Source organism: Clostridium carboxidivorans P7 (assembly GCF_001038625.1).
Lineage (GTDB): Bacteria > Bacillota > Clostridia > Clostridiales > Clostridiaceae > Clostridium_AM > Clostridium_AM carboxidivorans.
Genome location: NZ_CP011803.1, coordinates 5,238,484 through 5,264,161 on the forward strand (window position 1 = coordinate 5,238,484; position 25,678 = coordinate 5,264,161).

At 29.5% G+C, this 25,678-nt stretch carries 22 protein-coding genes; 21 read left to right on the forward strand and 1 reads right to left on the reverse strand.

Features of this window, described 5'->3' with window-relative positions:
- The first annotated feature begins 122 nt into the window (after positions 1–122).
- From Ccar_RS23540 to holA, 3 genes are all read left to right on the forward strand, one after another.
- Complete coding sequence (locus Ccar_RS23540) at positions 123–2,720, forward strand: cation-translocating P-type ATPase (protein WP_007061163.1); 2,598 nt, start codon at positions 123–125, stop codon at positions 2,718–2,720.
- A 44-nt stretch (positions 2,721–2,764) separates the two neighbouring features.
- Complete coding sequence (locus Ccar_RS23545) at positions 2,765–4,546, forward strand: ComEC/Rec2 family competence protein (RefSeq protein ID WP_007061162.1); 1,782 nt, start codon at positions 2,765–2,767, stop codon at positions 4,544–4,546.
- Positions 4,547–4,635: 89 nt separating this feature from the next.
- Positions 4,636–5,658: a DNA polymerase III subunit delta gene (gene holA, locus Ccar_RS23550; protein WP_007061161.1), complete on the forward strand. Its 1,023-nt coding sequence runs from the start codon at positions 4,636–4,638 to the stop codon at positions 5,656–5,658.
- Positions 5,659–5,695: 37 nt separating this feature from the next.
- On the opposite strand, the gene rpsT is transcribed toward holA, so the two are convergent.
- The gene (gene rpsT / locus Ccar_RS23555; RefSeq protein WP_007061160.1) at positions 5,696–5,962 is read right to left on the reverse strand and encodes a 30S ribosomal protein S20; all 267 of its coding nucleotides are present in this window, start codon (positions 5,960–5,962) and stop codon (positions 5,696–5,698) included.
- A 233-nt stretch (positions 5,963–6,195) separates the two neighbouring features.
- Between rpsT and gpr the strand changes: the two genes are divergently transcribed.
- From gpr to Ccar_RS23645, 18 genes are all read left to right on the forward strand, one after another.
- Positions 6,196–7,170, forward strand: a complete 975-nt coding sequence (gpr, locus tag Ccar_RS23560; protein WP_007061159.1) for a GPR endopeptidase — start codon at positions 6,196–6,198, stop codon at positions 7,168–7,170.
- Between the two features lie 122 nt (positions 7,171–7,292).
- A complete protein-coding gene (locus tag Ccar_RS23565) occupies positions 7,293–8,372 on the forward strand; it encodes a stage II sporulation protein P (protein WP_007061158.1) in 1,080 nt (359 codons plus the stop codon).
- A 171-nt stretch (positions 8,373–8,543) separates the two neighbouring features.
- Positions 8,544–8,894 (forward strand): hypothetical protein, encoded by a 351-nt coding sequence (locus Ccar_RS23570; protein ID WP_237737372.1) that lies wholly within the window; start codon positions 8,544–8,546, stop codon positions 8,892–8,894.
- Positions 8,895–9,032: 138 nt separating this feature from the next.
- Positions 9,033–10,841, forward strand: coding sequence for a translation elongation factor 4 (gene lepA, locus Ccar_RS23575; RefSeq protein WP_007061156.1), 1,809 nt, complete (start codon positions 9,033–9,035; stop codon positions 10,839–10,841).
- Positions 10,842–11,036: 195 nt separating this feature from the next.
- Complete coding sequence (hemW, locus tag Ccar_RS23580; RefSeq protein ID WP_007061155.1) at positions 11,037–12,188, forward strand: radical SAM family heme chaperone HemW; 1,152 nt, start codon at positions 11,037–11,039, stop codon at positions 12,186–12,188.
- A 192-nt stretch (positions 12,189–12,380) separates the two neighbouring features.
- Positions 12,381–13,418, forward strand: coding sequence for a heat-inducible transcriptional repressor HrcA (gene hrcA / locus Ccar_RS23585; RefSeq protein ID WP_007061154.1), 1,038 nt, complete (start codon positions 12,381–12,383; stop codon positions 13,416–13,418).
- Between the two features lie 63 nt (positions 13,419–13,481).
- Positions 13,482–14,105: a nucleotide exchange factor GrpE gene (grpE, locus tag Ccar_RS23590; RefSeq protein ID WP_007061153.1), complete on the forward strand. Its 624-nt coding sequence runs from the start codon at positions 13,482–13,484 to the stop codon at positions 14,103–14,105.
- Positions 14,106–14,174: 69 nt separating this feature from the next.
- Positions 14,175–16,055: a molecular chaperone DnaK gene (gene dnaK, locus Ccar_RS23595; protein ID WP_007061152.1), complete on the forward strand. Its 1,881-nt coding sequence runs from the start codon at positions 14,175–14,177 to the stop codon at positions 16,053–16,055.
- A 138-nt stretch (positions 16,056–16,193) separates the two neighbouring features.
- Positions 16,194–17,336, forward strand: coding sequence for a molecular chaperone DnaJ (gene dnaJ, locus Ccar_RS23600; protein ID WP_007061151.1), 1,143 nt, complete (start codon positions 16,194–16,196; stop codon positions 17,334–17,336).
- 107 nt (positions 17,337–17,443) lie between these two features.
- The gene (gene prmA, locus Ccar_RS23605) at positions 17,444–18,379 is read left to right on the forward strand and encodes a 50S ribosomal protein L11 methyltransferase (protein ID WP_007061150.1); all 936 of its coding nucleotides are present in this window, start codon (positions 17,444–17,446) and stop codon (positions 18,377–18,379) included.
- 35 nt (positions 18,380–18,414) lie between these two features.
- Complete coding sequence (locus Ccar_RS23610; RefSeq protein ID WP_007061149.1) at positions 18,415–19,170, forward strand: 16S rRNA (uracil(1498)-N(3))-methyltransferase; 756 nt, start codon at positions 18,415–18,417, stop codon at positions 19,168–19,170.
- Between the two features lie 70 nt (positions 19,171–19,240).
- Positions 19,241–20,551 carry a tRNA (N(6)-L-threonylcarbamoyladenosine(37)-C(2))-methylthiotransferase MtaB gene (gene mtaB, locus Ccar_RS23615; protein WP_007061148.1) on the forward strand — a complete coding sequence of 437 codons (1,311 nt, stop codon included), beginning with the start codon at positions 19,241–19,243 and terminating at the stop codon, positions 20,549–20,551.
- Between the two features lie 176 nt (positions 20,552–20,727).
- On the forward strand, positions 20,728–21,072 hold the full coding sequence (locus Ccar_RS23620) for a histidine triad nucleotide-binding protein (RefSeq protein ID WP_007061147.1): 345 nt from the start codon (positions 20,728–20,730) through the stop codon (positions 21,070–21,072).
- Positions 21,073–21,198: 126 nt separating this feature from the next.
- Positions 21,199–21,375, forward strand: coding sequence for a 30S ribosomal protein S21 (gene rpsU, locus Ccar_RS23625; RefSeq protein ID WP_007061146.1), 177 nt, complete (start codon positions 21,199–21,201; stop codon positions 21,373–21,375).
- Between the two features lie 27 nt (positions 21,376–21,402).
- The gene (locus Ccar_RS23630) at positions 21,403–21,849 is read left to right on the forward strand and encodes a GatB/YqeY domain-containing protein (protein ID WP_007061145.1); all 447 of its coding nucleotides are present in this window, start codon (positions 21,403–21,405) and stop codon (positions 21,847–21,849) included.
- 91 nt (positions 21,850–21,940) lie between these two features.
- Positions 21,941–22,231 carry a sporulation protein YqfC gene (gene yqfC, locus Ccar_RS23635; protein ID WP_007061144.1) on the forward strand — a complete coding sequence of 97 codons (291 nt, stop codon included), beginning with the start codon at positions 21,941–21,943 and terminating at the stop codon, positions 22,229–22,231.
- Positions 22,218–23,360: a sporulation protein YqfD gene (yqfD, locus tag Ccar_RS23640; protein WP_007061143.1), complete on the forward strand. Its 1,143-nt coding sequence runs from the start codon at positions 22,218–22,220 to the stop codon at positions 23,358–23,360. Before yqfC ends, yqfD begins: the two co-directional genes overlap by 14 nt.
- Before the next feature lie 231 nt (positions 23,361–23,591).
- The gene (locus tag Ccar_RS23645) at positions 23,592–25,667 is read left to right on the forward strand and encodes an HD family phosphohydrolase (protein WP_007065095.1); all 2,076 of its coding nucleotides are present in this window, start codon (positions 23,592–23,594) and stop codon (positions 25,665–25,667) included.
- Positions 25,668–25,678 lie beyond the last annotated feature (11 nt).

The following is a 25,678-nucleotide window of genomic DNA, read 5'->3' on the forward strand; positions in this document are numbered from 1 at the left end:
GCATTATTACCTTTATGCTTACTATGTATTAAAGTCTTTTATCTATGGAACGACTATTAAAATGAGGGCAAATATCTATAATATGGATAAACTTTACTTAACTTATAGAAAGGTGAAAACTTATGATTGAATGGTATGACAAGCCTTGGAGCGAAGTTGTTAAAAATTTTGGAAGCAACATATATTCAGGATTAGATGAGGAACAAGTAAAACCTCATAGAGATAAATACGGTGCTAATAAAATAAAAATGCCTAGGCCACCTAAACTAGGAAAGCTAATTAAAAATCAAATTAAAAATTTTTGGATGATAATATTAATTTTAGTTTCTATAGTGTTTGTTTATTTGCATCAATATATTTCTGCTTCTATAGGATTTTTTATAATTATAATTAACTTTTTATTTGTTGTATTAAGTGAATATAATCAAGGAAAAAGTTTGAAAACACTACAAAGATTAAACATGGGAAATGCTAGAGTTGTTAGAGAAGGAAGAACTTTAAAAGTACCTGCAGAGCAGTTGGTAGTTGGTGATATTGTAATAGTAGGTAAAGGTGAAGTTATACAGGCAGATTTAAGAGTTATTGAAAGTGATGAATTAAAGACAAATGAGAGTGCTGTTACAGGGAAAAGTTTCATAGCAGAAAAATATGAAACAAAAATAATAGATAAAGAATTAAAATTATCAGATATGAAAAATATACTATTTAAATCATCTTATGTTGTTGATGGAAGTGGTACAGGTATAGTAATAGCTACTGGTATGAATACTCAAATATCTAATATAATAAAATTATTTTTAGGGGAAAAGGAAGAGGGTAAATCCTTTAATGAACGACTTAATGGTATATTAAATTTATTTGCTTTGTTTATATTAACACCTTTAGTGGCAATTCTGTGTATTGATTTTATGCAAAAAGAAAATATAAAATATATACTTAAGTTTTCTTCAACTATGATATTGAATTCTACACCACAAACAATAATAGTAATTGTGTCCATTGTGTCTGCAATTTTACTTAAAATAGCTAAAAAACAATTTATAGTGTTTAAAAACTTATCTGTTATGGAAAAGTTAGCTCAAGTTTCAGTTATATGCACAGACAAAGTAGGTGCTTTTTCTACCAATAAAATGAAAGTAGCAAAAATATATTCTGATGAAGTTTTGATTGATGCATTAGGATCAGAACTAAGACAGGGAATATCTGAAGATAAGGATGTAAACATATATAGAATGACTAATATAGCTTTATTATGTAACGATACCAAAAGTATTGCAGGTAAGTTACAAAATCCCAAGGATGATTTAATGGAAATTGCTTTAGTAAAGTTTGCAAGGGAAAATGGAATAGATAAAAGAGATTTAGAAAGAACACATAAAAGAATTAAGCAAATATCCTTTGATACTGAAAGAAGAATGATGACAACTTTAAATGTTGTAGATGAGAATTGCAGAGCTAATGTTAAAGGAGCAGTGGACTCTATATTAGCTAGATGTACTTATATTATGAAAGACGGTCTAGAAGTAGAAATAACAGATGAAGATATAGAAAAGATAAAACAGGCAGACATAGAGATGTCTAGCGAATGTTTGTCAGTTATTGCTACAGCGTATAGAAACTTCATTTATGAGCCTAGTTTAAATGAAAATATAGAAAGTCATTTGGTTTTCTCAGGATTGTTTGGTTTTGAAAACACTATAAGAGAAGATGCTATAGAAGCAATTGAAAAAAGTGAATTTTTGAATATCAAGCCTATTATAATTACTGAAGATAATAAACTTACAGCTCTTGCTTTAGGAAAAAAATTAGGTACTATATCTAATATACAACAAATATTATCTGGTGTTGAAATGGATAATATGTTGGATGAAGAATTTAAAAGAATCGGAGATAAAATAAATATTTTTTCAAGAATAGATTCAAGGCATAAAGTTAAAATAATAAGAGATTTAAAAGAGTATGGGTATACTACAGCTATTACAGGATCAAAGCTAACAGATTTACCTGCTTTAAGAGTTTCAGATGTAGGAATTACCACCTCAAGCAGTAATATAGTAAAAAAATTATCAGATATATTTGTTAATGATATTAATTTTTTGCAAATTTTAAATTCCATTGAAGATAGCAGAAAGATAATAAGCTTAATAAAGAAGATAATTTTATATGTGGTTACTAATAGTACAGCTATGATCACATTTACTTCTATTATGCATTTGTATAAAAGAGAAGTTCCATTTATATTAGAAGAAGGATTAATATTTAGCTGTATAGCAATGACATTATCTTGTATAGCTATTACATATCAATATAAAAATGAAAAGAATGAATGTGATGGATATATAATAGACAAAACAATCATAAAGGATAATATGTCTTTTATAATATTTAATGGTGTTTTAATGGGAGCAGCAGCATCTTTAGCTTTCCAATTTGGATATAGTAAAGGAGTAATGTTTGCTCAAGCTTTATCATTTGGTATATTAAATTTAAATACAGTTATATTTACTTATAGTTTTTCAAATAAACTATTTTTCAAAAATAAGCTTTCAAATTTTATTGTATTTATAAACTTTATTATACAATGGTGTGTTTTATATCTTATTTCAGGAAAAAACATTATATTTAATATGGAGTATTTAAGGATTATAGGTATAGTTATAGTCATTTGGTTTATAATATGTTTATTTAAAAAATTTGATAAAGAAGAAATATATGATTAGTATTCTGCTATTTGGATAAAATCAATAGCAGGAGGGGATAGATAATGAAAAAGCCATTAGTATATTACACTATTTCATTGTTTATGGGATGCCTTTCTACTTTGATGTTATTTAAGAGTACTATAGTGGGTGCAGTTATTGCTGCATCCTTTTTTGCTATATTCTTCTTTACCTTGGATAAAAAATTTTTTTTCATAAATGTCGCCTTCTTTTTCGTTGGAGTTTTTAGTTTTATGCTATATTTTTATATTAAAATACCTCAAAATGTCAGTATAAGAGTAGCTGAAAAAAAGAACTATTATTATATGGCAAATTATAAAGGAAGAAAACTAATACTGAAAGGAAATATAGCTAAGCTTAAAGAAGGAGAAAAAATCAACGCTTATGGTAAATTTAAAAAAGAAGTAGATTTTGAAAGAGGCATAGTAGGAGTATATACACTAAATAGCTATGAATATTCCAAGAAGGATATTATTTTTTATTTTTATCAAGTAAAAAGAAATATTTATTTACAGTTAAAACAGAATTTAGGTGATGATAAAGCTTCTGTAATAATGTCTCTTTGCTATGGAGATACACAATATCTTTCTAAAGATTCTAAAAGTCAATTTCAAAAATTGGGTGTTATTCATGCAGTTAGCGTATCTGGATTTCATATTGCAATAATATATCAGGTACTTGAAAAGTTTATAGGATTGAAACTAGCAATATTGGTTTCTTTTATATATGTTCTGTTTACAGGGATGCAGGCGGCTACTATAAGGTCATTTATTATGATATTAGTATTTAAATTGTCAAAAATGTTATTTAAAAACTATGACAATATATCATCTTTGAGTTTAGCGGCTTTAGTTATACTTCTAGTAAGACCTTATTATATAACAGATATAGGCTTTATGTTATCTTTTTTATCTACTTTAGGTATACTTTTGTATTATAAAAAGATTTCTAGAATTTTATATAAAATACCGCAAAAGTTAAATGAAACTTTAAGTGTGACGTTGAGCTCTCAAATATTCTCAGTTCCTTATATAGCCTTTACAATACAAAGTTTTAGTTCAGGTTTTATAATTGGAAATTTGTTTTTATTGCCTATATATTCTATTATAGTTATTTTAGGAAACGTAGCTCTTCTTTTATGTGGGTTTAACATATTATTTGAATTTACGTGTAAGGCTTTAAATTTTGTAATGATGGCTTTAGATGGAGCAAACTATTTAATTTTAAAAATATGTCCTGAAGTTAATAATTTAACTTATTTAGATGGTACAATTTTGACCCTAATATTTATAAGTTGTTTATTATATAAACATGGATATAGCAAGTTTAAATATATTCCATTTTTACTGCTTATACCTATGTTTTTTGAAAACTACGATTTTATTCCAAAAGTGTATTGTGTTAACTTTCAAAAGGCACAAGCAGTTGTTATAAAATATAAAAGAGACAGCACAATGATATGTAATTATGATGAAAGCTCTGCTAAAGACATTATAAATTTAAAAGAGGAAATGAATGTAGATAAGGTTATTAATAATGCTGAAGGAAGCCGGATAGTGAAATTAAATAACAAGTTATATATGAAGAATATTTATTATTATAAAAATGATTCTATAAATGTATGTATTTATAATGGGAATCGTAAATTTGCTATTTTAAGTAGTAATTTTGAAAAAGAAGATAGAGATATTTTTAAACATTATAATAAGGTGGAAGTTTTACCTGTATATTTGAAAAAAGATAATAAAACATATTCCGATTATAGCAATGAGGAAAATTGTATTTTATATGCTATAATATTTAACGAAATATATAAATTAAATTAATAGTTAAAAATGAAGAATTAATAGTTAATGTGGACTTTTTTCTGTACTATTAATTTTTAATTAAAAATAAGGTATGGAGGGGAATTTTTTTGATTGATGTATTTACCTTTAATGAGAATATTAAAAAGGGTATTTTAAATAATTGTTATTTGTTTTGTGGAATAGATGAACAGCTTATGAAGGATGGAATAAATTCTATAATAAATAAAGTTTTAGATAAAACCTTTATGGATTTAAATTATGTTAAATTTGATGGCAGTACATTAGAAAGTTTTGAACCTGTTGTCAATGCTTGTGAAACACTACCTTTTATGAGTGATAAAAAAGTTGTATTAGTATATAGAGCTAACTTTTTTCAAGAAGATAAAAATGATAATGTTTTTAATAGAATTTATGAATATGCATCCAATTTACCTGATTATTGTATACTTATATTTTATGATGTTTTTAAAAGTAAAAGAGATAAGCCGGGTAAAAAGATATATAAATTAGATAAAAGAGCATGTGTAGTGAAGGCTGACAAAATTAAGGGTCAGCAGCTTGAAGGAAAAATAAAAAGTTTTTTTGAAGCAAGAGGTAAACAAATTGGAAGAATTGAACTTAAAGTTTTTTCTACTCTTATGGATGAAAATAATTTAAATATTATTGAAAATGAAGTTGAAAAATTATGCTGTTATACTTATGAAAAGTCTATAACAAAAGAAGATATAAAAGAGTTGTTTTTAAAGAGTAATGATGATGACATTTTTGATTTAGTAAATCCTATATCCCAAAAAAAAGTAAAAGAAGCTATAGAAGTGTTGAATGAACTTATATACAGGGGAGAAAAGATACCATATATATTGAACATGATAGAAAGACAATTTAATCGTTTATTTAGAGTAAAGATGTTACTAGAAAATAAAAAAAATAAACAGGATATTATGAAAGAACTTAATATAAGGTCTGATTATGCATGTGACATAATTATAGGACAAAGTAAAAAGTTTACCTTAAAACAATTAGAACATGCCTTACAATTATGTTTAGACTGTGAGCAGAAATTAAAAAGTTCCACTGTAAATGGAAAAACTGAAATAGAATTACTTGTGATAAACACTATTACAGGATAAAAAATAAAAAAACCGGTTTAAAGAACCGGTTTATTTATTAAGCAGTTAAACTTTTTAATTTTGCTGATAATCTTGATTTGCTTCTTGCTGCTTTGTTCTTATGTACTACTCCCTTTGAAGCAGCCATATCTAATGCTTTAACGGCACCAACAAAAGTAGTTTTTGCTTCTTCAGCATTTCCGCTAGTTATAGCAACTTCAAACTTCTTTATAGCAGTTTTTAATGCAGATTTAATCATTCTGTTTCTAAGAGTTTTAGTTTCTATAACTTTTATTCTTTTCTTTGCAGATTTTATATTTGCCATATTTTCACCCCCTCGTATTTTTATAGGGCCTCAACAGCTCTGGGGAAATTTGCTAGTGAGTTTCGTTTATTCAACAAATGATATTATATCATTAAAATTCAAGTACTTCAAGTATTTTTTTACTATGCAAACTTAAATATGTAATATTTTGGATTTAAATTATGCTTAAAGTTTGAATATGCACGTTAATTTAAGGAAAACCTAATAGAAAATTTATTTAAGGGAGTGAAGTTATGTTTGGTATAAGAACTGATTTGGCTGTTGAAGCTGCAGAAATTTACAAACAGGAAAATAATGGAGAGATACCTGGAGTAGAGGTGGAGGAAAATTGTGTAGATGACATAAAGACAACTATAGTTAGAGTAGTGAATGATGTAGGAGAAAAAATGATGGGGAAACCTAAGGGAACATACATAACTATAGAGATGCCAAAGTTTACTTATTATGATGGTGATACTATGGAGCAGGTCAGTGAAGTTCTTGGCAAAACTTTATCTGAAATGGTAAACATAGATGACAGTATGACTGCTTTAGTAGTGGGATTGGGTAATTGGAATGTAACTCCTGATGCTTTAGGACCTAAGGTAGTATCTAAATTGATGATTACAAGACATTTAAAACAATTAGTTCCAGATAAAATAGATGAGGGTATAAGGCCTGTATGTGCTATAGCACCAGGAGTTTTGGGACTTACAGGAATAGAAACAGGAGAAATTGTAAAAGGTGTAGTAGAAAAAATAAAGCCTAATTTAATAGTATGTATAGATGCATTGGCTTCAAGAAAAATGGATAGAGTAAATTCAACAATTCAAATAGGAAATACAGGAATATCTCCAGGCTCAGGAGTTGGAAATAGGAGGATGGAGATAAGCGAAAATGTTTTAGGAATACCGGTAATAGCTATAGGTGTGCCAACTGTTGTGGATGCAGCTACAATGGCTAATGATACTATTGATATGGTATTAGATGAAATGATAAAACAATCTAAAAAAGATAGTAAGTTCTATGATATGTTAAAATCTTTAGATAAAAATGAAAAGCAGCATATGATTGAGCAGCTTTTGGATCCTTATGTTGGAAACTTAATGGTAACTCCTAAAGAGGTAGATTTAGTTATAGATTCAGTTTCTAAAGTAATAGCTAATGGAATAAATATAGCTCTTCAGCCAGCTTTAAATCTTGAAGATATAAATAAGTTCTTAAATTAGTTATAAATTTAAAGATTTGTAATATAAATTTAATATAGAATTTGTTTGAACATGAGAAAAACTTAGTAGTTTATCTGAGAGGGGGGAAAGCTGCTTTGAATATTTTCATAGTGGTGTAATTGGTGGGATACAGAAGAAATAATACAAAAAATAATCTGGCATTGAGATTATACATTGTAATGATGAGTTTATTTATTATTATCATCGTGCCTTTTGTAGCTAAAGCTAATTCTTATAGCAGTAATGTAAAAAGAAATCTATTCTATGTACAGGTTTTGAATTTCACAATGCCAGCAGTAAAGGCAACTTCTTTTAATGAAGATGATATGGCGGAAAGTAGATTTTCACTAAGTGATTCAGTATTAAATGTATTAGGATTGAAAATGAACAATCCTATGTCAGTTTTATCAAAAGAAATATCTTATATGAATTTGGGTAATGATAGCTCAAAAAATGATGTAAATGTGAATTTTAATCAATTTAAGTTAGATGAAAAACAAGTTTCAAAGGACAATCCAAAATCAAATGATAGTTCTAGTGGAAATTTAAATTTGGAAAATAAAACGGTAAATGTTTATGATCCAAAATTGAAAAAAACTTTAAACACTAGCAAGCCAGAAGTACTTATATATCATACTCACACTACAGAAAGCTATAAACCAGGTAATGCCATAAGTTTTGATACATCTCAAAATGTTTGTGCAGTAGGAGATGCATTAATAGATGAATTGCAGAAGAATTATGGAATTTCTGGCATAAACGACAAAACAGTACATGATGCAGAAGCTTATACTCAAAGCTACGAACGATCAGCTGTAACAGTAGATAAATATTTAAAACAGTATAAAGACTTTAAATTAGTAATAGATTTGCATAGAGATTCTGTAGATGATAAAAAAGCAGTTACTATTAAAATGAATGGGGAAAATGTAGCTAAATTTATGCTTGTTATGGCCAGAAAAAATCCACATTTTGATAAAAATATGGAATTGGCAAATAAAATAGCAGAAACTTCGAAAAGATTATATCCAGGTTTTTGCAAAGAGGTGTGTTACTACAATTATGGAACAAGATATTTTAATCAGGATAAAAGCAATAATGCAATACTACTAGAAGTAGGTGCAGATATAAACACTACCGATGAAGCGAAAGCATCAGCTAAATATCTTGCTAGAATAATAGCAGAATGTCTTAATAAATAGAGTTTTTTATGGGAATATTGGGGTAAAGTTATTAGACAAAAATTAGAATAAGTATATACTAACATTGAATAAAAATAAAAAAAGAGTACATCCTTAAATAATAGGATAGTTGAAGGTTGGATATGTTCATTTTTTAACTATTAATTATTATTTGGGGGTGTTTTTTCTTATATGAAAAAGAATGGTAGGAGTATTATGGTTATGATAATAATATGCTTTTTCATATCCTTGTGTGGAATTATTGTTATCAGTAATAATTTGCCTAAATTTATAAAGGATAAAGCGGATTTTAAAATAGATTATTCAAAGAAGCCTTTTGATTTTAGATTTGAAGTTGGGGAGTATTCTTTATACATAAATTCAAAGGCTGTTACAAATATAAAAAACAGTTCTGGTAAAATTATTAATAATATTGGTAAAAAAGTTCAGAATGACACATCCTATATGTTAAATAAAACTTCTGATGTATTTAAGTGTGTTGAAGAAAAAATAAATAATACTATACAGCATAAAGTTAAATAAAGGTATATAGAATCCACTTTTAACTGTATTGTTGTTGTGTTATAATTTACTATGATTATTTATATTAAGAGTATAGTATAAGATTTGCAATAAGATGCAAATCTTTTAAATTGTAATTAGTAATGGAGGGTAAAGGATATGCAGAGCGAAAGGCAAAAATATATAAGAAATTTTTCTATAGTTGCTCATATAGATCATGGAAAGTCTACACTTGCTGATAGATTAATAGAAAAAACAGGAACCCTTACAGAAAGAGAAATGGATGAACAGGTTCTTGATAACATGGAACTTGAAAAAGAAAGAGGAATAACAATAAAATCACAAGCAGTGAGACTTGTTTATAAAAGAGATGATGGACATGAATATATTTTGAATCTTATAGATACCCCTGGTCATGTAGACTTTAATTACGAAGTATCTAGAAGTTTGGCTGCTTGTGAAGGTGCTATACTTGTAGTTGATGCTACACAGGGTATACAAGCACAAACTCTAGCAAACTGCTATTTAGCACTAGATCATGATTTAGAAATTGTTCCAGTAATAAATAAAATAGATTTGCCTAGTTCTAGAGCGGATGAAGTTAAGCAGGAAATAGAAGATGTAATAGGAATTGAGGCATCAGATGCACCTTTAGTATCAGCAAAAACAGGCCTCAATATAGAAGATGTATTGGAAGCTATAGTGGAAAAGGTGCCAGCACCACAAGGTGATGAAGATGCTTCTTTAAGAGCACTTATATTTGATTCATCTTATGACAGTTACAGAGGAGTAGTGTGCCATTTAAGAGTAAAAGAAGGAACTATAAAACCTGGTACAAAAGTAAAATTAATGGTTACCGGAAAAGTATATGAAGTAGTTGAAACAGGGGTATTTGCACCTAGATATATGCCTGTTAGTGAATTAAAAGCAGGAGATGTTGGATATTTCACAGCATCTATTAAAAATGTTAGGGATGCTCGTGTAGGAGATACGGTAACAGAGGCTGATAGACCAGCTAAAGAAGCATTACCGGGATATAGACCAGCAATACCTATGGTATATAGTGGTATCTATCCTGTAGACGGAGCGAAATATGGTGAGTTAAAGGATGCACTTGAAAAGTTGCAAGTAAATGATGCTGCACTATCTTTTGAACCAGAAACTTCTATTGCCTTGGGATTTGGATTTAGATGTGGATTTTTAGGACTTCTTCATATGGACGTAATACAGGAGAGAATAGAAAGAGAATTTAATTTAGATATTATAACTACAGCACCATCTGTTATATATAAAATAGGAAAAACCGATGGAGAAGTTATAGAGCTTACTAATCCTACAAATCTTCCAGATATTTCGGAAATAAAGTATATGGAAGAACCTATAGTAAAAGCGTCCATAATAACACCATCAGATTTTGTTGGAGCTGTTATGGAACTTGCTCAAAACAGGCGTGGAACATTTAAGGATATGCAGTATATAGAAACTACAAGAGTATCCTTAAATTATGAAATACCTTTAAATGAAATAATATATGACTTTTTTGATGCTTTAAAATCAAGAACTAAAGGGTATGCGTCTTTAGATTATGAATTAATGGGATATAAGGATGCTAAATTAGTTAAATTAGATATTCTTCTAAACGCAGAAATAGTAGATGCATTATCCATGATAGTTCCAGAAGAAAGAGCGTATGCTAGAGGTAGAGCTATAGCAGAAAAATTAAAAGAGATAATACCAAGACAGATGTTTGAAATACCAATTCAAGCTGCAGTAGGCAGCAAAGTTATAGCTAGAGAAACAATTAAAGCCATGAGAAAAGATGTTTTAGCAAAGTGTTATGGTGGAGATATATCTAGAAAGAAAAAGTTACTTGAAAAACAGAAAGAAGGAAAGAAGAGAATGAGACAGGTGGGAAGTGTAGAAGTTCCACAGGAAGCATTTATGGCAGTACTTAAGACAGGAGAATAAGGCATCTTCAAAAAAATAATAAGTCCATCTGCTAGTCTATTTTGTATCATGCGGCGTCGGCAGAACCCTTAGATAGGGTTCACTATCTGCGGAACCTGCCTCCTTGCCTGACGCAAAATATCCGTCGCATCTGGACTAATTATTTTCTTTCACATGCCTAAATTAATTTTCAATGTAAAAAGGTGTGATAATTTTATGATAGAAAGTGAAACTATCTATGAAAATAAAGAAGTAGCTTTGTATATTCATATTCCCTTTTGCAAACAAAAGTGTTTATACTGTGATTTTCCTTCTTTTGCCAATAAAGAAAATCTTATGTTAGATTATTCAAAGGCTTTAGCAAGTGACATAGAAAGCTGTTCTAGAAGGAGTATAAAGACTATATTCATAGGTGGGGGGACTCCCACCTATTTGACTTTAGAAGCATGGGGCAATATTAAAAAGGCTATAGATATATTGAAAAAAACTAAAGACTTGGAATTTACTGTAGAAGGAAATCCAGGAACCTTTACAAAAGAGAAATTAAAATTTTTAAAAGAAATGGGCGTTAATAGACTTAGCATAGGGCTTCAATGCTGGCAAAACAATATATTGGAAAAATTGGGGAGAATTCATACTGTCCAAGATTTTATTAAAAGTTATGAAATGGCAAGAAATATAGGGTTTCAAAATATAAATGTAGATTTGATGTTTGGCTTACCAGAACAAAATATGGAGCAATGGCAAGAAACTCTAGATAAAGTAGTAGAGTTAAGTCCAGAGCATATATCCTGCTATAGTCTTATAATCGAAGAAGGCACTCCTTTTTACTCCATGGATCAAAAAGGAAAATTAATTTTTCCAGAAGAAGAAATGGAAAGAAAAATGTATAGATATGGCATAAAATTTTTAAAAAGCAAAGGTTATAGGCAATATGAAATATCTAATTTTTCAAAGCCAGGAAAAGAGTGTAAACATAATTTAGTATACTGGAATTTGCAAGAATATATTGGATGTGGGTCAGGGGCTCATTCTTATATAGATAATTTAAGATATAGAAAAAATGAAAGCATACAAGAATACATTAAGAATGTACGAGAAAATAAGAATTTAAAACTTGATAAGCATGAAAACTCTAAAGAAGATAATATAGAAGAATTTGTTTTTATGGGACTTAGAAAAATATCTGGGATATCTATAACAGAATTTAATAAGAGATTCGACACAGATATTTATAATATATATCCTAATGTTATAAAAAAATATGTAGATAATGGCATGATTATATGTGAACACGATAATTTATTTTTAAGTGAAAGAGGCATAGAAGTCTCTAATAGTGTCATGTGTGACTTTATATTAACTTGATTTAAAGACTTTGATAGGTTTCGCTAGAAAAACAGAGAAATTTTAATATTTAGCTATTTTAAACTTGTATATAAGTTTATCCGTACAAATAAAGTTAATTATGTAGTGTTGACAAATAAAATTATCAGTGCTATTTTTTAATCATAGTAATTAGCACTCAACAACAACGAGTGCTAATAAAGAGGTGAAATTATGGAAATGGATGAAAGGAAAATAAAAATACTTCAAGCAATAATAAATGATTTTATAAATACTGCTGAACCTGTAGGATCCAGGACCATAGCAAAAAAGTATGATTTGGGTATAAGTTCTGCTACTATAAGAAATGAAATGGCAGATCTTGAGGAAATGGGGTATCTTGAACAACTCCATACTTCTTCTGGGAGAAAACCTTCTGATAAGGGATATAGACTTTATGTAGATAAGCTTATGCAGGTACCTAATTTAACACCTGAAGAAGAATATATGATAAAAACACATATTTTAAGTACAGCGTTGTTTGAGGTAGACAGAATATTAAAACAAGCTACTTCTATTTTATCTGAGTTGACTAAAATGGCCTGTGTTGTAAAAGCTCCATCTGTAGGGAAAAGCTCTATAAAGCATGTTCAGCTTTTAGATATTGATTGTAATAATATATTATTGTTAATAATTACAGACAGTGGATTAATAAAAAACAATGTAATTAGGGTAGGTAAAGCTGTTGCTTCAGATGTGCTTACAAAATTAAGCAATGTGTTAAATACTAGATTGAGAAATTTAAATTGTGATCAAATAAATTTAGAAGTTATAAATAACTTAAGAAGTGATTTAAAAGGATATGATGATATATTCAATGCTATAATTCCTGTATTATATGAAAGTTTAAATACAGTTGATAAATCTGAAATTTACACTGAAGGTTCAACTAATATATTTAATTATCCAGAATATAAGGACATAGAAAGAGCACGTGAGTTTTTATCATTGTTAGATAACAAAGATAAGATAAGTGGACTTTTAAACAGTGGTGCTAATATGTCTGTAAAAATAGGAACTGAAAATTTTGTAGAAGGTGCAGAACAATGCAGTGTAGTTTCAGCAATTTATAGTATAAATGACAAGCCTGTAGGAGAAATAGGAGTAATTGGACCAACTAGAATGCCTTATTCAAAGATAATATCTTTAATGGCTAATGTAGTTAAGGAGTTAAATTATATCTTAACTCATACGTATCCTCAAGATGGATAATAAAATAGGCTTTAAAATATATGTTAGCAATTTAGAAAGTGCTAGATTGGAGGAGTTATTTAAATGTCAAAGGAAGAACAAGTTAAAGTGGAAGAGCAGAGTGAATTAATTGAAGAAAATGTAGAAGAAGAAAAAGTTGATAAAGACCAAAATGTAGATGCTGAAGAAAAAGATGAAAATTCACAAGAGGATGATTCAAAATTAGAAGAATCTTTAATTAATGAAATAAAAAGTGAAAATGAAAAATTAGCTAAAGAAAATAGTAGATTAGATAGTGAAAATCAAACTTTTAAGGATAGATTGGCAAGAACAGTAGCAGAATATGATAACTTTAGAAAAAGAACAGCAAAGGAAAAAGAAGGCATATATACAAATGCTTGCGAAGATATCCTAAAAGAGTTTTTACCAGTATTAGATAACCTTGAAAGAGCTATAACTGTAGATGGCAGTGTAGAAGATTTAAAAAAGGGAATAGAAATGACTATAAAGCAATTTAATGGTGCTTTAGAAAAGTTGGAAGTAGAAGAAATTGGAGCAGATGGAGAATTTGATCCTAATGTTCATAATGCAGTAATGCATGTTGATGATGAACAGTATGGAAAAAATCAAGTAGTAGAAGTATTCCAAAAGGGATACAAAAGAGGCGATAAAGTTTTAAGACATAGTATGGTTAAAGTTGCAAATTAAATTTTATTATAAATAACAAACATATAGAAAGAATGTTAATTCATTTGATATTTTAGGAGGTAAATTAATATGTCAAAAGTTATAGGAATTGATTTAGGAACAACAAATTCATGTGTAGCAGTTATGGAAGGTGGAGAACCAGTAGTTATAACAAACTCAGAAGGAGCAAGAACAACTCCATCAGTAGTTTCATTCCAAGCAAATGGAGAAAGATTAGTAGGACAGGTAGCAAAAAGACAGGCAATAACAAATCCTGATAAGACAATAATATCAATAAAGAGACATATGGGAACAAACCATAAAACAAATATAGATGGAAAAGATTATACTCCACAGGAAATATCAGCAATGGTACTTCAAAAAATAAAAGCAGATGCTGAAGCTTACCTTGGTGAAACAGTTACTCAAGCTGTTATAACAGTTCCAGCTTATTTTAATGATAGCCAAAGACAGGCAACAAAAGATGCTGGAAAAATAGCAGGACTTGAAGTTTTAAGAATAATAAACGAACCAACAGCAGCATCACTTGCTTACGGTATGGATAAAATGGATACAAATCAGAAAATATTTGTATATGACTTAGGTGGCGGTACTTTCGATGTATCTATACTAGAACTTGGTGATGGCGTATTTGAAGTTAAATCTACAAATGGTGATACAAAGCTTGGTGGAGATGACTTTGATGAAAAGATAATGAACTATATAGCAGATACATTTAAAGCTGAAAATGGAATAGATTTAAGAACTGACAAAATGGCTGTACAAAGATTAAAGGAAGCTGCTGAAAAAGCTAAAATTGAATTGTCATCATCAATGCAGACTAGTATAAATCTTCCATTTATAACAGCAGATGCAACTGGTCCAAAGCACATAGATATGACTTTAACTAGAGCTAAATTTAATGAATTAACTCATGATTTAGTTCAAAGAACAATAGAGCCAATGAAAAAAGCACTTCAAGATGCTGGACTTACAATTAATGATGTAAACAAAGTTATACTTGTTGGTGGATCTACAAGAATACCAGCAGTTCAAGAAGCAGTTAAACAATTTACTGGAAAAGAACCTTCAAAGGGAGTTAACCCAGATGAATGTGTTGCAGTAGGAGCTTCTATTCAAGCAGGAGTTTTAACAGGAGATGTTAAAGATGTATTACTTCTTGATGTTACTCCATTAACACTTGGTATAGAAACTTTAGGAGGAGTTGCTACTCCATTAATTGAAAGAAATACTACTATACCAACTAAAAAGAGTCAGGTATTCTCAACAGCTGCAGACGGACAGACTTCTGTTGAAATACACGTAGTTCAAGGTGAAAGACAAATGGCTGGTGACAACAAAACTCTTGGAAGATTTACACTTTCAGGTATAGCTCCAGCACAAAGGGGAGTTCCTCAAATAGAAGTTACTTTTGATATAGATGCTAATGGTATAGTTAATGTTTCTGCTAAGGATAAAGGAACAGGAAAAGAAGCTAACATTACAATTACTGCTTCTACTAACTTAAATGATGATGAAATAGATAAGGCTGTTAAAGATGCAGAAAAATTTGCTGAAGAAGATAAAAAGAGAAAAGAATCAATAGAAGTAAAGAATAATGCTGATCAGGCTGTTTATCAGACAGAAAAGACATTAAAGGATCTTGGAGATAAAGTATCAGCAGAAGACAAAGCTAATATAGAAGAAAAAGTTAAAGCTGTTAATGCAGTAAAAGATGGAGAAGATCTAGAAGCTATAAAGAAAGCTACTGAAGATTTAACTCAAGCTTTCTATGCAGTATCATCAAAAATATACCAAGCAGCAAATCCACAAGGAGCAGCAGGAGCACAAGGTGCAGGATTTGATCCAAACAACATGGGAGGAGCAGCTGGTGCAGGACAAAACAATGCAGGAGCAAAGCATGATGATAATGTAGTGGATGCAGACTATAAAGTTGAAGATGACAAATAAAAATATTCACTAATTAGACATATATAGTGTATAATATATAGTTGTGATAATTAAGGGAGGAGTTATACTCTTCCCTTAATTTGAGTAAGAAAAATAATTATAGAATTTTAATATTTATATTAGGTGGTGAAAACAGGGATGGCAAAAAAGGACTATTATGAAGTACTTGGACTTGAAAAAGGCGCAAGTGAAGATGAAATAAAAAAAGCGTTTAGAAAATCAGCACTAAAATACCATCCAGATAGAAATCCTGGTGATAAGGAAGCAGAAGAAAAATTTAAAGAGCTAAATGAAGCTTATCAAGTGCTTTCAGATCCACAGAAAAGATCACAATATGATCAATTTGGAACTACGGACTTTAATGGAGCTGGTGGATTCGATGGAGGCTTTGGAGGTTTTGATTTTTCAGATCTTGGAGGCTTTGGTGATATATTTGATTCCTTCTTTGGTGGGGGATTTGGTGGAAATGGAAAAAGAAGAAATGGTCCTGAAAAGGGAGCTGATCTTGAATATAACTTAAATTTGACTTTTGAAGAAGCTGTTTTTGGAGTTGAAAAGCAAGTAAATATAACAAGAAGTGAAAATTGCGAAAAATGTAATGGAACAGGAGCTAAAGAAGGAACGAGTGCACATACTTGTGATAAATGCGGCGGAACTGGTCAAATGAGGGTTCAAAGAAATACTCCACTAGGAAGCTTTGTAAGTATGAGTACCTGTGATAAGTGCGGTGGTAAAGGAAAAATAATAACAGACCCTTGCCCAGAATGTAAGGGAAAGGGAAAAATAAGAAAACAAAGAAAAATAAAAATAAATGTACCAGCAGGTGTAGACACTGGTAATGTAATGCCTATAAGGGGTCAGGGTGAACACGGAAATAATGGTGGCCCAGCAGGAGATTTGTATATAAATATAAGAGTAATGCCTAGTGATAAGTTTAAGAGAAAAGGCTTTGATATTTATATAGATACTCATATAAGCTTTGTAAAAGCTGCTTTAGGTGTAGAATTAACAGTTCCAACTATAGATGGAGATGTTAAGTATGATGTTCCAGCAGGAACTCAACCTGGAACTGTGTTTAGATTAAAAGGTAAAGGAGTACCTAGGGTCAATTCTCATGGTAGAGGAGATCAATATGTTAATGTAGTAGTAGATATTCCTAAAAATTTAAACCAGAAACAGAAAGAAGCTCTTTATATGTATGCTGAAGCAAGCGGGGAAATGGCAGAAGGAAAACATAATAAAAAATCTTTTATTGACAAGCTAAAAGATAATTTGAAATAAAAAAACTTTGTTTCTCAAAATTTTGGGAAACAAAGTTTTTTATTGACATATTAAGTCTATAATTATAAAGTAGATGTGATAAAAGATTAATTGTGTGGAGGTTGTTTATGGATAAGGAATGGATAGAAGTATCAATAATTACTAGTAGTGAAGCAGTGGAAGCTGTAACAGGTATATTATACAATACTGAAGTTAAAGGGGTTTCAATAGAGGATCCTGAAGATATAGAATTCAAGAAAAAGCACCCGGGAGATTGGGATTATTTTGATGAATCATTATTAAACGTTAAAGAGGGAGCAATAATTAAAGGTTACTATAAACAAAATGAAAAGCTTGATGGATATTTAAGATATATAAAAGACAGTATTAATGACTTAGAGAAGTTTGGAATAGATAAAGGAAAAGGTTTGATTACAGTATGCAAAGTAAATGAAGAAGATTGGGAAAATAATTGGAAGAAGTATTATAAACCAACAAAGGTAGGAAATCGAGTAGTAGTAAAGCCTATATGGGAGGAATATTCTAAAAAGGATGATGAACTAGTTGTAGAGCTTGATCCTGGAATGGCCTTTGGAACAGGTACACATGAGACTACAAGAATGTGTATAAAGGCCTTAGAGAAATATGTAAAACCTGAGTCAAAAATATTTGATATAGGAACAGGTTCAGGTATACTTGCTATAACAGCTGCAAAGCTTAAAGCAAAAGAGGTTATAGGTGTAGATTTAGACCCTGTAGCAGTAAAATCTGCATCAGAAAATGTTAAATATAATGACGTTGATAATATAAAAATACTTCATGGAAATCTTATGGAAGTAGTTCAAGGAAAAGCGGATATAGTTGTAGCTAACATTATTGCTGACGTAATAATATTCTTAACAGACGGAGTAAAGGACTTTATAGTTCCAGGTGGAAGATTTATATGTTCTGGTATAATACTAGATAGAAAAGATGATGTTGTAAATAAATTAGAAAGTTCAGGATTTAATATAGAAGAAGTAAATGTTGATGGGGAATGGGTATGTATAGTTGCAAAACTTTAGTAGACTTTTGATGTAATTTTAAAAGGTGGTGTATTATGCATAAGTTCTTTGTTAATAGAAACGATATAAATGATAATGCTGCTATTATCAATGGTGATGATGTAAAACATATATATAAAGTTTTAAGACTCCAAGTTGGAGACAAAGTTAATATTAATAATTGTGGAGGTGAAGAATTCTTAGGAGAAATAGAAGAAATAAACAAAAAGCAGGTTATTGTGAAATTTATAAAGAAGCTTCCACTTAACAATGAAAGTAATGTAGAAGTTTATTTATTTCAAGGGTTACCAAAGTCTGCCAAGATGGATTTAATAGTTCAAAAAACTACAGAATTAGGTGTAAAAGAAGTAACACCTATAGTTACGGAAAGAGTTGTGGTTAAAAATGAACTAGGTGAATTTAAAAAAATAGACAGATGGTGCAGAATTGCTTTAGAAGCTTGCAAACAAAGTAAAAGAAGTTTAGTGCCTAAGATTAATACCCCAATAGAATTTCAGAGTCTCCTAGAAGTTCTAAAACAAATGGATTTAATTGTAGTTCCTTATGAAAATGCAGAAGGTTATGGAATAAAAAAAGTTGTAAATAATATAGATAAAGACAGTATAAAAAAAATAGGAATAATAATAGGACCAGAAGGTGGATTTGAAGAATCAGAAATAGAAGCTTTAGAGAAGTTAGGTGCTCATATAGTTACATTAGGACCTAGAATACTTAGAACAGAAACTGCTGGTTTTGTATGTATGTCTTTGCTTATGTATGAATTAGGAGATTTAGGAGGGTTAAAGCCCTAAATGGGCTTTAGCGAGCGGGAGCGAGTAATCTTAATTGCTCAGTGTTCCAACTAAAAGGAGGAATATTTTAATGAAAGTTGCTTTTGCTACTTTAGGCTGTAGAGTTAATAAGTATGAAACAGAAGCTATGGTAGAAAAATTTATAAAAGATGGCTACGAAGTAGTGCCTTTTGAAGAATATGCAGATGTTTATGTTATAAATACATGTACTGTAACTAATATGGGAGATAAAAAATCTAGACAGATGATACATAGAGCCAGAAGAGAAAATGAGGATGCTGTCATATCAGTTGTAGGATGTTATTCACAAATTGCATCAGAAGAAGTATCTCAAATTGATGGAGTAGATGTTGTACTTGGAACTAGAAATAAGGGTGAAATAGTTTATTGGGTAAATAGAGTAAGAGAAGAAAGAAAACAAGTAGTAGAAGTTAAAGAAGTAATGAAAAACAATGCTTTTGAAGAATTGAATATAGAAAGTTATCAAGATAAAACTAGAGCATTCCTAAAAATACAGGATGGCTGTAATAGATTCTGTTCATATTGTTTAATTCCTTTTGCAAGAGGTGCTGTGTGCAGTAAGCCTCCAGAAAAAATTATAAGTGAAGTTAAAGAACTTGCAGCACATGGATTTAAAGAAATAATTTTATCAGGAATACATACTGCTTCTTATGGAGTTGATTTAGAAGAGGATTGCAGCTTACTTTCTGTATTGGAACAGATAGATAAAATTCCTGGTATAGAAAGAGTAAGAATAGGTTCAATAGACCCACAATTCTTTACAGAAGGTGTAATAGAAAGAATAAGTGTTCTTAAAAAGTTATGTCCTCATTTTCATTTATCACTTCAAAGTGGATGTAATGAAACTTTAAAAAGAATGAATAGAAGGTATACTGCTGGGGAGTATGAAAAAATTGTAGAAGATTTAAGATCTAATATTGATGATGTATCAATAACTACAGATATTATTGTTGGTTTTCCAGAGGAAACAGAAGAAGAATTTAATACCACTTATGAATTTTTGAAAAGAATAAAATTGTCAAAAATTCATGTATTTAAATATAGTCCTAGAAAAGGAACAAAAGCTGCTGAGATGAAAAATTCAGTAGATGGTAATATTAAGGATGAGAGAAGCAGCAAACTTATAGCTTTAGATAAGGTTATGGAAGAAGAATTTATGAAAAAGTTTTTGGGAAGGAATATGGAGGTTTTATACGAACAAAAATGTAGTAACTCGCAAGATTTGTATGAAGGATATACTCCTAACTATATAAAAGTTGTATCAAAGTCTGAAAAAGATATATCAGGAAGTATTAAAAATACTGAAATTGTACAAACTAAAAATGGAATATTAGAAGGAAACTTACTAAATGATTGTTAAATTTAATTTGTTATAGATTATATAATAAATTTGAAAAGAAAAATTTATTTTTTAGAAGGATATTTTTATTAAATATTGAATATTATCAAGTAAAACTTAATTTTATATTATAAATTTTGCAGTTATATAAATTTTATATTTAATAGTGATCGGATAACTTTAAAGGAGGTGAAATCATGAAAGATTGTATTTTTTGTAAAATAATAAAGGGTGAAATACCTTGTGAAAAAGTTTATGAAGATGACATAGTGCTAAGCTTTAAAGATATAAGTCCTGGTGCACCATCTCACATATTAATAATACCTAAAAAGCATATAAGCAGCTTAAATGAGTTAACAGATGAAGATTCAAAAATAGTAGCTCATGTGTTTGTTGTGTTAAAAGAAATAGTTAAAAAGTTAGGTATAGATAAGACAGGATACAGAATCGTTAGTAACTGTGGAGAAGATGGAGGACAGTCAGTGCCACATATTCATTTTCATGTATTAGGAGGAAGAAGCCTTCAGTGGCCTCCAGGTTAAAATCTCAATGAAATTGTTGACAGCTTGTAAATCTATGTTGTATAATAAACAATGTGCTATGTAACCTACATTGGCTGTGTTTAATTTTTTTAAATTAGATTGAGCTAGCGGAGGGAGGGATAAAATATGTCAGAAATAAAAGTTGGAGAAAATGAAACTATAGAAAGTGCATTAAGAAGATTTAAGAGAAAATGCGCTAGAGCTGGTGTTCTTTCAGAAGTTAGAAAGAGAGAACATTATGAAAAACCAAGCGTAAAGAGAAAAAAGAAATCTGAAGCTGCAAGAAAGAGAAAGTTTAAATAGAATTCTTTGAAAGAAGGTACTAAGTTAATGTCTCTTAAAGAAAGACTACAAGAAGATTGGAAGCAAGCCTTAAAAGCAAAAGAAAAGTCTAAGGCTGAAACAATAAGTATGGCAAGAGCAGCTGTTTTGCAAGTTGAAAAGACAGATGGTAATAAGCTTAGTGATGAGCAGGTTATTGAAGTCTTGGCAAAAGAAGTTAAACAAATGCGTGAAGCTATATTAGAATTTGAAAAAGGAAATAGGCAGGATTTAGTTGATAAGGCAAATGAGGAAATAGAAATCTTGTTAGGTTACCTTCCTCAGCAGTTAAGCGAAGAGGAGATTTCCGAAATTGTTCGTCAAGCAGTTGATGAAGTAGGTGCAGGTAGCATTAAGGATATGGGCAAAGTTATGACTTTGATCATGCCTAAAACAAAAGGTAGAGCAGACGGTAAACTTGTAAGTCAAATTGTAAAGCAATATTTAAATAAATAAAAGGTTGAGATATTCTCAACCTTTTTTATTTTGTCATTTATTAAAAATCTTCTTCATAAATTAGTATGGAAGTATTTTTAGAGGTGATAAGATGAAGGGAAAGTTTAATAGAACAAAACAAGATATTGCAGACAAGCTAGATTTACCTAGAGACATAATTTTAAATGTACCTAAAATTACGGTGACAGGACATAATGAAATAATAATAGAGAATCATAAGGGAATAGTAGTGTTTAATGAAAATGAAGTAAAGATAAATTCAGGTATAGGATTGATATCTATAAATGGAGTTAATTTTGAAATACTGTTTATGGGGGGAAGTACCATAACAGTAGGTGGAAAATTTAAATCCATAATTTATGAGGCAAATGAGCAAGGTTAATTTCCAAAAATATAAAAGTGGTATAATAACTATAGAAGCTCGATCTCTTATACCTGAAAAATTTATCAATCTTTTATGGAAAAATGGCATTAGTGTAAGAAACATTGTAAAAAAAGACATTACTACCCTGAATATAGATATAAGTTTAAAAGATTATATTAAGTTAAAGGATATAGCTAAAAGGACAAAAACTAAAGTAAAGATAGTTGAAAGAAGAGGATTTGCATTTTTTTTAATTAAAGTAAAAAGAAGAATTGCTTTTGTAATTGGTATAATATTGTTTGTAGGTATAATTTATTATTTATCTACATTTGTATGGAGTATAGAAATAAATGTGGATCATAATTTGACACCTTATGAAATAAGACAACAGCTTAAATCTTATGGCATAAAGCCTGGAATTAATAAGAAAAACATAAATGTTTACGAAGTAGAAGAAAATCTCATGAAAAATAACGGCAATATAATGTGGGTAAAGGCTAGGGTCGATGGAGCAAAACTTAAAATTTCTGCAATGGAAAGGCAATCACCACCTAATGTAGTAGCTGATGATAAACCATGTAATTTGGTTGCTAAAAAGGATGGTGAAGTAATAAGAGTATATACTAAAGCAGGAACGTCTGTGGTTAAAAAGGGAGATATGATTAGAAAAGGACAAATTGTAGTAAAGGGAGAACAAGGAAATGAAAACTCAACTTATGCCGTTCATGCAGTTGGGAATGTAATATGTAGAACCTTTTATGAAGAAATTAAGGATGTAAAAATTGATACTTTAAAAAGAGAACGTACAGGTAAAGAAGCACAAGATATATATATAAAGTTTAACGGCAAAAAGCTATATTTAAAAAAATCTCCGAATAAATTTGTTAAATATGATAAAATAGAAGATAAAAGATTATGTGTTAATATTGAAAATTATTATGAAGTAAAAGAAACTACTGTTCATAAGGATCCTCAAAAGGTAATAAATGATACATATGATGAACTTTATTCAAATATATGTGCAAACTTAGATAAATCTGTTAAAATTGTAGATAAAATAGTGAGCTATGAGCAGGGAGATTCTTATAGAATGAGGGTATTAGTTGTAGCTGAAGAAAATGTGGCTTTAGAACAACCAATACAATAAGAAGTCTTTTATACTTAGGTGGATATAAACTTAAGCAAAAGGTAATAAAATAAAGCTTAATTCAGATTGGGTAAAGAAAAAGTGGTAAAATACCATTTAGGTATTTTAGTCCGGGGTATAACCCGTAAAATGTCATTTAGACATTTTACCCAATTCTGGGTTTGGTTGAATTTATGCAGTATGTAATCTCTGGATAAAATATGGATGCATATTAATGAAAAGGTGGTTAACATGGAAGAATTATCCATAAGGAATTTTTTTGCCAAAGAAAAAACAAATAAGATAATTATTTTTATTTTAACATTTATATTTATTTTTTCTGTATTAGTAACATCGATAGTAACTAAGAAGTATAGCTTGAAGGAAGGCGACATTGCTAAGGTAGATATAAAAGCACCGAGAGAAGTTAGAGATGAAGTATCTACAGCAGCAAGAATACAGCAGGCGACTGATTCTGTACCTATACAATATAATAAAAAACCGGAAGTAAAAACTGAAATTATAAATAAAATAAATTCATTTTTTTCTAAGTTGGTACAAGTAAAAGATGGTACTGGTGAAGAAAAAGATAAGCTACAAAAGTTAAAAAGCAATGTGGAAATAAGCTTATCAGATGATGATTATTTAACTCTTATAAGGCTAAGTAAAGAGGATTTGAAAACTGTTCAAGATTTTTCAATTAAAAACATGGCTGATATATATGATAACAATAATATAAGTGATAATAGTCAAAAGGATAATCAGGAGGATATTAAAAAAGCACAGGAAAGCATACAACTAAAAGTAAATGGATCAAAAATTCCTAAATCATTAAAAGACATATCAGCTAGCATAGGATATGCTTTAATTACTCCTAATTTTTTCTACGATAAGGACAAAACTGAAGAGCTAAAAAAGGAAGCAATAAAAAAAGTTGTTCCTGTTATGATAAAGAAAGATCAGATAATAGTAAAAGAAGGAGAACCGGTTGCTAAGTATCAAATAGAAATATTAAAGGATTTAGGTCTTTTAAATAGCAACTATCATTTTGAATGGTACATATATATTTGTTTAAGCATACTAATTTTACTAATAATGTTTCTACAGTGGTTTTATCTTTATAAGTATCATAATAACGTATATAGTGATACTAACAAGCTTATAATGATAAATATATTGAATTGCATAGCTATACTTTTGGCTAGAAGTTTATCTGTAATTTCACCATTTTTAATACCTTTAGCTTGCATACCTATGATTTTTACACTTTTAGTAAATTATAAGGTTTCTTTGGCTATAAGTGCGTTAAATTGTGTGCTTATAAGTAGAGCAGTTGAATTTAGTCCAGAAATAACTATATTAGCATTAGTAAATGTTGTTATTGGTGCTGTAATATTAAAAAAGATGCAGCAAAGAAATGATATTTTATATTCATCAATATACATTTCAATAATGAATGTAATTTTAACCTTTTCAGTAGGATTTTTATTGAGTAATAGTGTGGCAGATGTAACTCAAAAGGCGTTACTTGCATGTATTGGAAGTATATTATCTGGTATTCTTACTATTGGACTTCTTCCATTCTTTGAGAGTACTTTTGATGTTATAACTACTATAAAATTATTAGAAATATCAAATCCTAATCATCCTCTGCTAAAAAGGCTGTTAATGGAAGCTCCAGGAAGTTATCATCACAGTATTTTAGTTGGAAATCTTGCTGAAATAGCTGCAGAAGAAGTGGGTGGGAATCCAGTACTTGCAAGGGTTGCATCTTATTATCATGATGTAGGAAAAATAAAGAGACCTTACTTTTTTAAAGAAAATCAATTAGGAAGTGATAATCCTCATGACAAAATTACTCCTAATTTAAGTACTCTTATAATTACATCTCATGTAAAAGATGGTGTAGAATTAGCAAAACAGTATAAGATTCCAAAGGCTGTAAGAGATATAATAGAACAGCATCATGGAACATCTCTTGTAAAATATTTTTATGTAACTATGAAAAATTCTAGTGAAAGACCTGATGATGTTAAAGAAGAAGATTTTAGATATCCTGGACCTGTGCCTGAAACAAAGGAAGGCGCCATAATAATGTTAGCTGATGCAGTAGAAGCTGCAGTAAGGTCTATAAGTGAACCAACTAAGGGTAAAATTGAAGAAATGGTTAATAAAATTATAAAAAATAGATTAAATGAAGGTCAACTAGATAATTGTAATCTTACATTAAAAGATATAAATAAAATAAGAAAATCCTTTTTAAAGGTTCTTACAGGGATATATCATCAGAGAATAGAGTATCCTGAAGATAAATGGGCAAATAAGTAAGGAGTGTAAAT

Excerpts from the sequence above, each read along its gene's own strand:
- Ccar_RS23540 (WP_007061163.1), top strand. The coding sequence starts at position 123 with ATGATTGAATGGTATGACAAGCCTTGGAGCGAAGTTGTTAAAAATTTT.
- Ccar_RS23545 (WP_007061162.1), top strand. The coding sequence starts at position 2,765 with ATGAAAAAGCCATTAGTATATTACACTATTTCATTGTTTATGGGATGC.
- rpsT (WP_007061160.1), bottom strand. The coding sequence starts at position 5,962 with ATGGCAAATATAAAATCTGCAAAGAAAAGAATAAAAGTTATAGAAACT.
- gpr (WP_007061159.1), top strand. The coding sequence starts at position 6,196 with ATGTTTGGTATAAGAACTGATTTGGCTGTTGAAGCTGCAGAAATTTAC.
- Ccar_RS23570 (WP_237737372.1), top strand. The coding sequence starts at position 8,544 with ATGAAAAAGAATGGTAGGAGTATTATGGTTATGATAATAATATGCTTT.
- lepA (WP_007061156.1), top strand. The coding sequence starts at position 9,033 with ATGCAGAGCGAAAGGCAAAAATATATAAGAAATTTTTCTATAGTTGCT.
- hemW (WP_007061155.1), top strand. The coding sequence starts at position 11,037 with ATGATAGAAAGTGAAACTATCTATGAAAATAAAGAAGTAGCTTTGTAT.
- hrcA (WP_007061154.1), top strand. The coding sequence starts at position 12,381 with ATGGAAATGGATGAAAGGAAAATAAAAATACTTCAAGCAATAATAAAT.
- grpE (WP_007061153.1), top strand. The coding sequence starts at position 13,482 with ATGTCAAAGGAAGAACAAGTTAAAGTGGAAGAGCAGAGTGAATTAATT.
- dnaK (WP_007061152.1), top strand. The coding sequence starts at position 14,175 with ATGTCAAAAGTTATAGGAATTGATTTAGGAACAACAAATTCATGTGTA.
- dnaJ (WP_007061151.1), top strand. The coding sequence starts at position 16,194 with ATGGCAAAAAAGGACTATTATGAAGTACTTGGACTTGAAAAAGGCGCA.
- prmA (WP_007061150.1), top strand. The coding sequence starts at position 17,444 with ATGGATAAGGAATGGATAGAAGTATCAATAATTACTAGTAGTGAAGCA.
- Ccar_RS23610 (WP_007061149.1), top strand. The coding sequence starts at position 18,415 with ATGCATAAGTTCTTTGTTAATAGAAACGATATAAATGATAATGCTGCT.
- mtaB (WP_007061148.1), top strand. The coding sequence starts at position 19,241 with ATGAAAGTTGCTTTTGCTACTTTAGGCTGTAGAGTTAATAAGTATGAA.
- Ccar_RS23620 (WP_007061147.1), top strand. The coding sequence starts at position 20,728 with ATGAAAGATTGTATTTTTTGTAAAATAATAAAGGGTGAAATACCTTGT.
- rpsU (WP_007061146.1), top strand. The coding sequence starts at position 21,199 with ATGTCAGAAATAAAAGTTGGAGAAAATGAAACTATAGAAAGTGCATTA.
- Ccar_RS23630 (WP_007061145.1), top strand. The coding sequence starts at position 21,403 with ATGTCTCTTAAAGAAAGACTACAAGAAGATTGGAAGCAAGCCTTAAAA.
- yqfC (WP_007061144.1), top strand. The coding sequence starts at position 21,941 with ATGAAGGGAAAGTTTAATAGAACAAAACAAGATATTGCAGACAAGCTA.
- yqfD (WP_007061143.1), top strand. The coding sequence starts at position 22,218 with ATGAGCAAGGTTAATTTCCAAAAATATAAAAGTGGTATAATAACTATA.
- Ccar_RS23645 (WP_007065095.1), top strand. The coding sequence starts at position 23,592 with ATGGAAGAATTATCCATAAGGAATTTTTTTGCCAAAGAAAAAACAAAT.